The following is an 8,379-nucleotide window of genomic DNA, read 5'->3' as shown; positions in this document are numbered from 1 at the left end:
CCGGGGCCGGGGCGCGCGGCGGGTCGCCCGAGGAGCGTGAGCGGTTGCCCTCGGTGGCCGAGTGGCGGCTCCCCGGTGACCTGGGACGGCGGTACGGGGCCGCGTCCGGGGACCGGAACCCGATCCACCTCACGGCGGCGACGGCACGGCTTTTCGGGTTCCCCCGGGCGATAGCCCACGGCATGTGGACGGCGGCGCGGTCCGTGGCGGCGTTCGGGGTGCCGGACGCGGTGGACGTGGCGGTGCGGTTCAAGGCGCCGGTGCTGCTGCCGGGCCGGGTGACCTACGCCGCGGCCGGTCCTCGCTTCGAGCTCCGCGGTCCCGACCACCTCCACCTGGAGGGCGAGGCCACCCCGCACTGAAGTTCCCGGGGTCCCTGGGTGCCGGGCGAACGGTCAGGCGGGCCGGCGGTCAGGCGGGGGGCGGGAGCCAGGGGCGGCCGGTGGTGAGGTTGGCGAGGCCGGCCCAGGAGAAGTTCATCAGCGTCGCGGCCGCCTGCCGCGCCGAGACCCCCTCCGTGGCGTTGGCCCACGCCGCCAGCGACTCCGCCGCTCCCACCAGCGCCTCGGCCAGCCCCGCGACCTCCCGCTCCGGCAGGTCGGGGTCCTGGTGCGCCGCCCTCGCCCCCACCGCGATCAACCGCGTGACGAGCGCGACCAGTTCCTTCCGCAGCGCCGCCACCTCCGCGGCGAACGGCTCGCCGTGCGTGCGGGCCTGGACGTGCAACACGGCCCAGCCGTCCGGGTGTTCCGCGGTGTGGCGGAAGAACGCGTGCAGCCCTTGCCAGAGTTGGCGGTCCGCGGCCAGCCCGGAGCCGGCGACGCCCGCGCGGACCGCGTCCGTCAGCGCCTTCGCCTCCCGGCGTATGCAGGCCGTGAAGAGGTCTTCCTTGGAATTCAGGTAGAGGTACACCAACGGCTTGGACACGCCCGCCAGTTCGGCCACCTCGTCCATCGACGCGCCCCGGTAGCCCCGGCGGCCGAAGACCTGGACGGCGGCGTCCATCATCTGTCGTTCGCGCTCTGCCCGTGGCAGGCGACGGGTCCGCACCGCTCCTCCAACCATGCGGCCACCCTATGCCGCCGCCCGCCCACCGGAACCCCTCGTTCAAGCCGACAGCCGACAGCCGACAGCGGGCAGCGGGCACCCACACCCCACGCCAGGGGCCCGGCGCCCGGCATTCCCGCACCCCCGAGCCCCCCGCGCCCCGGCACGCGACGGGGCCCCGGCGGAATCCGCCGGGGCCCCGCGAGCACGACGCGGCGTCAGCCGACCGCGACCTTCTCCCGGTCGGGAGCCGTCCCGTCCAGCGCGTGACGGAGCTTCTCCCCCTCGATGTCGAGGTCCGGCAGCGCACGGTCCAGCCACTTCGGCAGCCACCACGCACCGCGGCCCAGCAGCGACATGACCGCCGGCACCAGCGTCATGCGGACGACGAACGCGTCGACCACCACGCCGACCGCGAGGGCGAAGCCGACGGACTTGATGATCGGGTCGTGCGCGAAGACGAAGCCGGCGAAGACGGCCGTCATGATCAGCGCCGCGGCCGTCACCACCCGCGCGTTGTGGCCGAGCCCGTTGACGGTGGCCTGGCGGGGGGTGTCGCCGTGGACGAAGTCCTCGCGCATCCGGGAGACGAGGAACACCTCGTAGTCCATGGCGAGGCCGAAGAGGATGCCGATGAGGATGATCGGCAGGAAGCTGACCAGCGGCCCCGGCGTGTCCACGCCGATCAGGTCGGCGAGGTGGCCGTCCTGGAACACCGCCGTGGTCAGGCCGAAGGTGGCGCCGACGGTGAGCAGGAAGCCGAGCGCGGCCTTCACCGGCACCAGGACCGAGCGGAACACCAGCATCAGCAGCAGGACGGAGAGGCCGACCACCAGGAGCAGGTAGACCGGCAGCGCGTCCGCCAGCTTCTCGGAGATGTCGATGCCGATGGCGGTGATGCCGGTCAGGGCGACGTCGGCGCCCTGGACGTCGGCGACCTTGCCGCGGATGGCGTGGACGGTGTCCTCGGTGGCCGGGTCGGTCGGGCCGGTGGTCGGGACCACCGCGACCAGCGCGGTCGTGCCGTCCTGGTTGAACTGCGGCGGCGCGACGGCCGCGACGCCCTTGACGTCCTGGACCAGCGCGGCGACGTCCTCGACGGCCGCCTTGGTGGCGGCCGGGCCGTCACCGGAGACGACGGCCATCAGGCGGCCGTTGAAGCCGGGGCCGAAGCCCTCGGCGGTCAGGTCGAACGCCTGCCGCTCGGTGGTCTCCACGGCGGCCGTACCGGCGTCCGGGAGGGCCAGGTGCATGTCGCGGGCGGGCAGCGTCAGCGCGCCCAGACCGACGACGCCGACCAGCAGGATCGGGATCCGCAGCTTGAGCACCATGCGGCCCCAGCTGTAGCCGAAGCCCTGCTCGACCTCGGCCCCACCCTTCTCGGCCACCGTGCTGCGCAGCTTGTGCGGCAGGATCTTGTCGCCGGCGAAGGCGAGCACCGCCGGGAGCAGGGTGAGCGCGACCAGCACGGCCACCGCGACGGTGGCCGCGGCGGCCAGGCCCATCGCGGACAGGAACGGCACCCCGACGACGGACAGGCCGGCCAGCGCGATGACCACCGTGGCGCCGGCGAAGACCACCGCGGAGCCCGCGGTGCCGATGGCCCGTCCGGCCGCCTCGCGCCGCTCCACGCCCTCGACCAGGAACTGCCGGTAGCGGGAGGTGATGAAGAGGGAGTAGTCGATGCCGACGGCCAGGCCCAGCATCAGCGCCAGCACCGGGCTGGTGCTGTTGAGCTCGACGAAGCCGGTCAGGGCGTACAGCCCGGCCATGCCGACGCCCACGCCCACCAGGGCGTTGAGCAGGGTCATGCCGGCGGCGACCAGCGAACCGAAGGTGATCACCAGGACCACGGCGGCGATCGCCACACCGATCGCCTCGGTGGAGCCGATCTCCGGCGGGGTCTGGGCGAGTTCGCCGCCGACCTCGACGCGGACGGTGCCGCCCTCGCCGTCGTAGGTCTCGGGCAGCTCGGCGTAGGCGTCGCGCTGCTTGTCGGTGATGTCCGCGATCTCGTCCTTGAACTGGACCTGGACCAGCGCGTACCGCCCGTCGGGCGAGACCGACTGCATCTGGAACGGGTCCATCGCGGCCACCACGCCGGGTATCGCGGCCGCGTCCTTCACCACCGGCGCGACGTCCTGCGGCGTGAGCTTGTCGTCGGAGGTGATCACCACGGAACCGGTGGTGCCCGCGGCCTGCGGGAACTGCTTCTTCAGGGAGTCCATCGCATGCTGGGACTCGGTCCCCGGCATGCGGAACGCGTTGGTGGTCTCCCCCATGAAGGCCGCCGCGGCACCTCCCATCAGGGCGAGCAGCAGCAGCCATACGGCCACCACCAGGCCGCGGCGGCCGAAGCACGCGCGGCCCAACCGGTAGAGCAAGGTCGCCATGGGAAAGGGGCCCTTCTTCTAGTTCTTCCCGGGCTCTGCATCCCGGACGGTGCGGCCGGGATCGAGGTTGAGTGTGCGGAGCGCGCCGGTGAGCAGCGCCTCGCGCAGGGTCAGGTCGTCGTACGGCAGGTCGGCGGCGCCGGTGGCGAAGATCCCGCCGAGCGCCATCAGGGCGGCGATGCGGTCCCGCGGCTCGGCGGAACGGCCGGCCACCGCGTCGACCAGCCGGTCACGGATGCCGTCCATCGTCTCCACGCCCAGGTCGGGCAGGCAGGACACGTCGGCGAGGTTGTCGAAGAGCAGCTTGATCTCGCGGCGGAACCGCAGGGTGATGCCGACGAAGGAGTGGACCGCGGTCAGCGCGGCCTCCTCGCCGTCCAGCTCCGACAACCGCTCGTCGAGTGCGAAGACCTCGTTGCCCACCGGCATCAGCAGCTCGGTGAGGATCGCCTCCTTGTTGCTGAAGTGGTAGAGCAAGGACGCCTTGGAGCAGCCCACGTCGGCGGCGATGTCCGCGAGGGACGTGCCGCGGAAGCCGCGGGAGACGAACAGGCGCAGGGCGGAGGCGAGCAACCGCTCGTGCAGACCGCTGGACGTGCGTGCCATGCACCCACGGTAACTGTCCGAACGGTCAGATCTGACCGTTCGGACAGTCGACACGATGTGTGTTGGCTCACGTCGTCCGCACACCGGCCTCACACCGGGCCTCACATCGACCTCACCCCGGCCTCACGCCGGTACGGCGGGGGTGACGGACGACGCGAAGGACCCCCTCCGCCCGGCAGGGCGGAGGGGGTCCGAAGGTTCGCCGTGGGAGGCGGCGGCCCGGTCAGGCGGGGGCGGCCACCGGCTCGGGGGCGCGGTCGCGGACCTCCGGCTCGTCCTCCTCGAGCGGCGAGGAGGAGGCGCCGCGGTAGGCGTCGCGGTCGAGGATGTTCTCCCGGGCCGCGACGATCACCGGCACCAGCGCCTGGCCGGCCACGTTGGTGGCGGTGCGCATCATGTCCAGGATCGGGTCGATGGCCAGCAGCAGGCCGACGCCCTCCAGGGGGAGGCCCAGCGTGGACAGGGTCAGCGTCAGCATCACCGTGGCGCCGGTCAGACCGGCGGTGGCGGCGGAGCCGACGACCGCGACGAACGCGATCAGCAGGTACTCCTGGAGGCCCAGCTGGATGTCGAAGATCTGCGCCACGAAGATCGCGGCCAGCGACGGGTAGATGGCGGCGCAGCCGTCCATCTTGGTGGTCGCGCCGAACGGCACGGCGAAGGAGGTGTACTCACGCGGGACGCCCAGGCGCTCGACGACCTTGACGGTCAGCGGCATGGTGCCGACCGAGGAGCGGGAGACGAAGGCGAGCTGGATGGCCGGCCAGGCGCCCTTGAAGAACTGGACGGGGCTGACCTTGGCGACGGTGGCGAGCAGCAGCGGGTAGACGCCGAACATGACCAGCGCGCAGCCGATGTAGACGTCGGCGGTGAAGGTCGCGTACTTGCCGATCAGGTCCCAGCCGTAGGTGGCGATGGCGCGGCCGATGAGGCCGACGGTGCCGATCGGGGCGAGCAGGATGACCCACCACAGCGCCTTCTGCAGCAGCTCCAGCACCGACTCGCTGAAGGCGAGGACGGGCTGCGCCTTCTCGCCGATGGCGAGGGCGGCGATGCCGGCGACGGCGGCCATGAAGACGATCTGCAGGACGTTCAGCTCGGTGAACGGCGTGATGACGTCGGTCGGGATGATCCCGGTCAGGAAGTCGAGCCAGCTGCCCTGGCTCTCCGGCTTGGCGCCGTCCTTCGGGGTGAGGCCGGTTCCGGCGCCCGGGTTGGTGATCAGACCGATGGCGAGGCCGATCACCACGGCTATCAGGGAGGTGATGAGGAACCACAGCAGCGTGCGGGAGGCCAGCCGGGCGGCGTTGTTGACCTTCCGCAGGTTGGTGATGGACACCAGGATCGCGAAGAAGACGAGCGGGGCGACGGCCAGCTTCAGCAGCTGGACGAACGTTCCGCCGATCTTGTCGAGGGTGGTGACCAGCCAGGTCAGGTCCTGGCTGCGGGCCAGCCAGCCCAGCAGGACGCCGAGGACCAGACCGGCGACGATCTGGACCCAGAAGGGCACCTTGAGCGAGCGCTTCGGCTTGCTCACGGCATTCGTGTTCTCGGACACGGACACACTCCGTCGTGGGGACGCGCGCGGTGGCGGGGAGAGGGGTGAAGAACGCTGAACGGCGGCGCCCCGGAATCGGTCAGCAGCGCCGCGTGGAGGTGGAGGCCAGGGCTCGGACTCGGGTCAGAGCCGACACGCCGCGACGACGCGACGGCAGAGGTCCACGTGCAGGCGCGCCACGAGCACGAGGCTCTGCGGCGTGAGGGGCGCGGCTGCTGACGTCATGCCCATACGTTAACAGCAAAGCTTTGAGAGGCCCAAAGCCTTTCTTTGTGAGGTGAAACGCGTTCTGACCCGATAAACGGCAAGTGCCCCAACTCCTGAGGGAGCCGGGGCACTTGGTTGCGGGAGGCGCTGACGCGGGTCGCGTCGAGCGGGAGGCGTCGACGCGGGCGGGCGTCGACGCGGGCGGGCGTCAGTCCTCCTGGGAGCGGTTGAGCTCCAGGTTGACCTTGGCGCGCTCCATCCGCTCGACGATCTGCACCGAGGCGCGGTCACGCTCGCCGCGCAGCACGACGAAGCTGATCGGAGCGGAGAGCACCAGCGCGAGCAGGATGATCCACACGCCGTTGGAGTCGCCGACGGCGCTCGGCAGCAGGCCCGCGTAGACACCACCCCAGACCACCGCGAGGCAGCCCACGAAGATGCCGAAGCGCATCAGTGTGTAGCGGAGCATCTCAAAACCCACTCTTCCGTCCAACGAAGGCACTGCCGTCCAGTGAAACACGACGGCGGACCGGTCCCGCGGGCGGGGCGGTCCGGCCGCCCGGTCCCGGGGGCCGCCGGAGCCGGCCTCAGTGCAGCGGCAGGTACATGGTGATGTCGTCACGGTCGTCCCCCGGGGCCACCCGGATGGCGCCCGGCACGCGGCCGACCTCCTTGTAGCCGCAGGAGGCGTAGAAGTGCTCCAGCCCCAGGCCGCCGCGGCAGCCGAGCCGGACGGCCTCGATGCCCTCCAGGCCCCGGGCCGCGTCGGCGAGCGCGGCCATCAGGTCGCGGCCGTAGCCCTTGCCCTGGTGGGCGGGGTGGACCATCACGGTGTAGGCCATCACCCAGTGCTTCATCAGCCGGTGGGTGTTGTACGCGAGGAAGCCCGTGGCCAGCACCCGCCCCTCGTCGTCCTGGCCGACGAGCAGCCGCGCGGTGCCGTCGGCGACCTGGGTGAGCTGCTTGACCAGCGCGGGGCGGATGTCGTCACGCGTCACCGGCGGCACGAAGCCGACGGCGCCGCCGGCGTTGGTCACGTCGGCCCAGAGGTCGAGAACCCCGTCGCGGAGAGCGGGGGTGACGGCCGGGTCGAACGTGAAAGTAAGGGTCATGACTGGAGACTAACCATTACCCTTCTCGCGGTTCAAGCGGATTCCACGGGGTGGACGCCGGGGAACCGGGCCGCCGTGCGCGGGCCGCCCACCAGGCCACGGCGGGAGGCGGGAGCGGGGGTCGCCCGCCGCACCCACCGCGGACCGGTGGTCGCGGAGAGGCGGGTCAGACCTCCTCGGGAAGCTCTCCCACCCGGTTCTCCCACTTGGTGGAGAGCACGATGGTGGTGCGGGTCCGGGACACCCCGTCGGTGCCGGACAGCCTGCGGATGATCCGCTCCAGCCCGTCCACGTCCTTCGCCCGCGCCTTCAGCATGTAGCTGTCGTCGCCCGCGATGAACCAGCAGTCCTCGATCTCCGGAAGCTCCTTGAGCCGCTTGGCCACGTCCTCGTGGTCGGCGGCGTCGGAGAGCGAGATGCCGATCAGCGCGGTGACGCCGAGGCCGAGCGAGGCCGCGTCGACGGTGGCCCGGTAACCGGTGATGACCCCGGCCGCCTCCAGCCGGTTGATGCGGTCGGTGACGCTGGGCCCCGACAGACCGACGAGGCGTCCGAGTTCCGCGTAGGAGGCCCGTCCGTTCTCCCTGAGAGCCTGGATGAGCTGCCTGTCCACGGCGTCCATGCGATCGATTGCCTTCCGGTGAGGTGGATCAGCTGAGGTGGATCTGCTGAACTGGATCTGCGCGTATGTGATCGATGCGTACGTCGGCGACGGGCCGTCGACGGGTCCGACGGCGGCCGGTGGTCAGATCCCGGCGGTCCTCGCCTCGCCGAGTCCGCCCTTCCACCGGCGGTAGAGGGTGTGCGGGACACCCGCCGCGTCGAGTACGCGGCCGGCGACGAAGTCGACCAGGTCCTGGATGTGGGTGGCGCCCGCGTAGAAGGCGGGGGAGGCCGGGACGACGCTCGCACCCGCGTCGTCCAGCGTGACCAGATGCCGCAGCGTCTGCCCGTTGAGCGGGGTCTCCCGCACGGAGACCACCAGCGGCCGGCGTTCCTTGAGCGTCACACCGGCGGTGCGCTGCAGCAGGTCCTTGGAGAGACCGAGCGCCACCCCCGCCACGCAGGCGGTGGAGGCCGGCACGATCAGCATCCCCCGGGCCGGGTACGAGCCGGAGGACGGGCCGGCGGCGAGATCCCCGGCCGGCCAGTACCGGACGTCGTCCGTCCGGGCCTCGAAGGTGTCGGGCTTGCCGTCGGCCCCCATGGCCAGCCAGCTCCGCAGGTCGTCCCGCCAGTGGGCGTCGCGGAAGGAGATCCCGGTCTCGTCGAGCAGGGTCAGCCGCGACGCCCGGCTGACGATCAGGTCGACGCTCTCCCCCGCTTCGAGCAGCCCGCGCAACACCGCGGCCGCGTACGGCGTGCCCGACGCCCCGGAGACCCCCACGATCCAAGGATTCCGCCGCTTTTCCCCTGCGTTCACACTCCGAGCCTACCGGCGGGGTCCGACGACTCC

General features: G+C 71.8%; 9 protein-coding genes. 1 reads left to right on the top strand and 8 read right to left on the bottom strand.

What is annotated here, in order from left to right:
- On the top strand, positions 1-362 hold a 362-nt coding region (locus HW445_RS11515; RefSeq protein ID WP_257231006.1), incomplete at its 5' end, for a MaoC/PaaZ C-terminal domain-containing protein.
- Positions 363-411: 49 nt separating this feature from the next.
- Here HW445_RS11515 and HW445_RS11510 read toward each other — a convergent pair.
- The 8 genes from HW445_RS11510 to HW445_RS11475 all read right to left on the bottom strand — a co-directional run bounded on the left by HW445_RS11510 (position 412) and on the right by HW445_RS11475 (position 8,346).
- Complete coding sequence (locus tag HW445_RS11510) at positions 412-1,065, bottom strand: TetR/AcrR family transcriptional regulator (RefSeq protein ID WP_180220930.1); 654 nt, start codon at positions 1,063-1,065, stop codon at positions 412-414.
- Positions 1,066-1,265: 200 nt separating this feature from the next.
- Positions 1,266-3,440 carry an MMPL family transporter gene (locus HW445_RS11505; protein ID WP_180220929.1) on the bottom strand — a complete coding sequence of 725 codons (2,175 nt, stop codon included), beginning with the start codon at positions 3,438-3,440 and terminating at the stop codon, positions 1,266-1,268.
- A gap of 18 nt (positions 3,441-3,458) precedes the next feature.
- Positions 3,459-4,046, bottom strand: coding sequence for a TetR/AcrR family transcriptional regulator (locus tag HW445_RS11500; protein WP_180220928.1), 588 nt, complete (start codon positions 4,044-4,046; stop codon positions 3,459-3,461).
- A gap of 223 nt (positions 4,047-4,269) precedes the next feature.
- A complete protein-coding gene (locus tag HW445_RS11495) occupies positions 4,270-5,583 on the bottom strand; it encodes a dicarboxylate/amino acid:cation symporter (protein ID WP_180220927.1) in 1,314 nt (437 codons plus the stop codon).
- Positions 5,584-6,019: 436 nt separating this feature from the next.
- Positions 6,020-6,280 (bottom strand): DUF4229 domain-containing protein, encoded by a 261-nt coding sequence (locus HW445_RS11490; RefSeq protein WP_180220926.1) that lies wholly within the window; start codon positions 6,278-6,280, stop codon positions 6,020-6,022.
- Between the two features lie 118 nt (positions 6,281-6,398).
- Positions 6,399-6,923, bottom strand: a complete 525-nt coding sequence (locus HW445_RS11485) for a GNAT family N-acetyltransferase (protein WP_180220925.1) — start codon at positions 6,921-6,923, stop codon at positions 6,399-6,401.
- A 166-nt stretch (positions 6,924-7,089) separates the two neighbouring features.
- On the bottom strand, positions 7,090-7,545 hold the full coding sequence (locus HW445_RS11480; protein ID WP_151771858.1) for an Lrp/AsnC family transcriptional regulator: 456 nt from the start codon (positions 7,543-7,545) through the stop codon (positions 7,090-7,092).
- Positions 7,546-7,668: 123 nt separating this feature from the next.
- The gene (locus HW445_RS11475) at positions 7,669-8,346 is read right to left on the bottom strand and encodes a UbiX family flavin prenyltransferase (RefSeq protein ID WP_180220924.1); all 678 of its coding nucleotides are present in this window, start codon (positions 8,344-8,346) and stop codon (positions 7,669-7,671) included.
- Positions 8,347-8,379: the final 33 nt, after the last annotated feature.

It is taken from the genome of Streptomyces sp. UH6 (assembly GCF_013421635.1).
GTDB lineage: Bacteria > Actinomycetota > Actinomycetes > Streptomycetales > Streptomycetaceae > Streptomyces > Streptomyces abyssomicinicus.
This window is presented reverse-complemented; position numbering and strand designations above follow the sequence as displayed.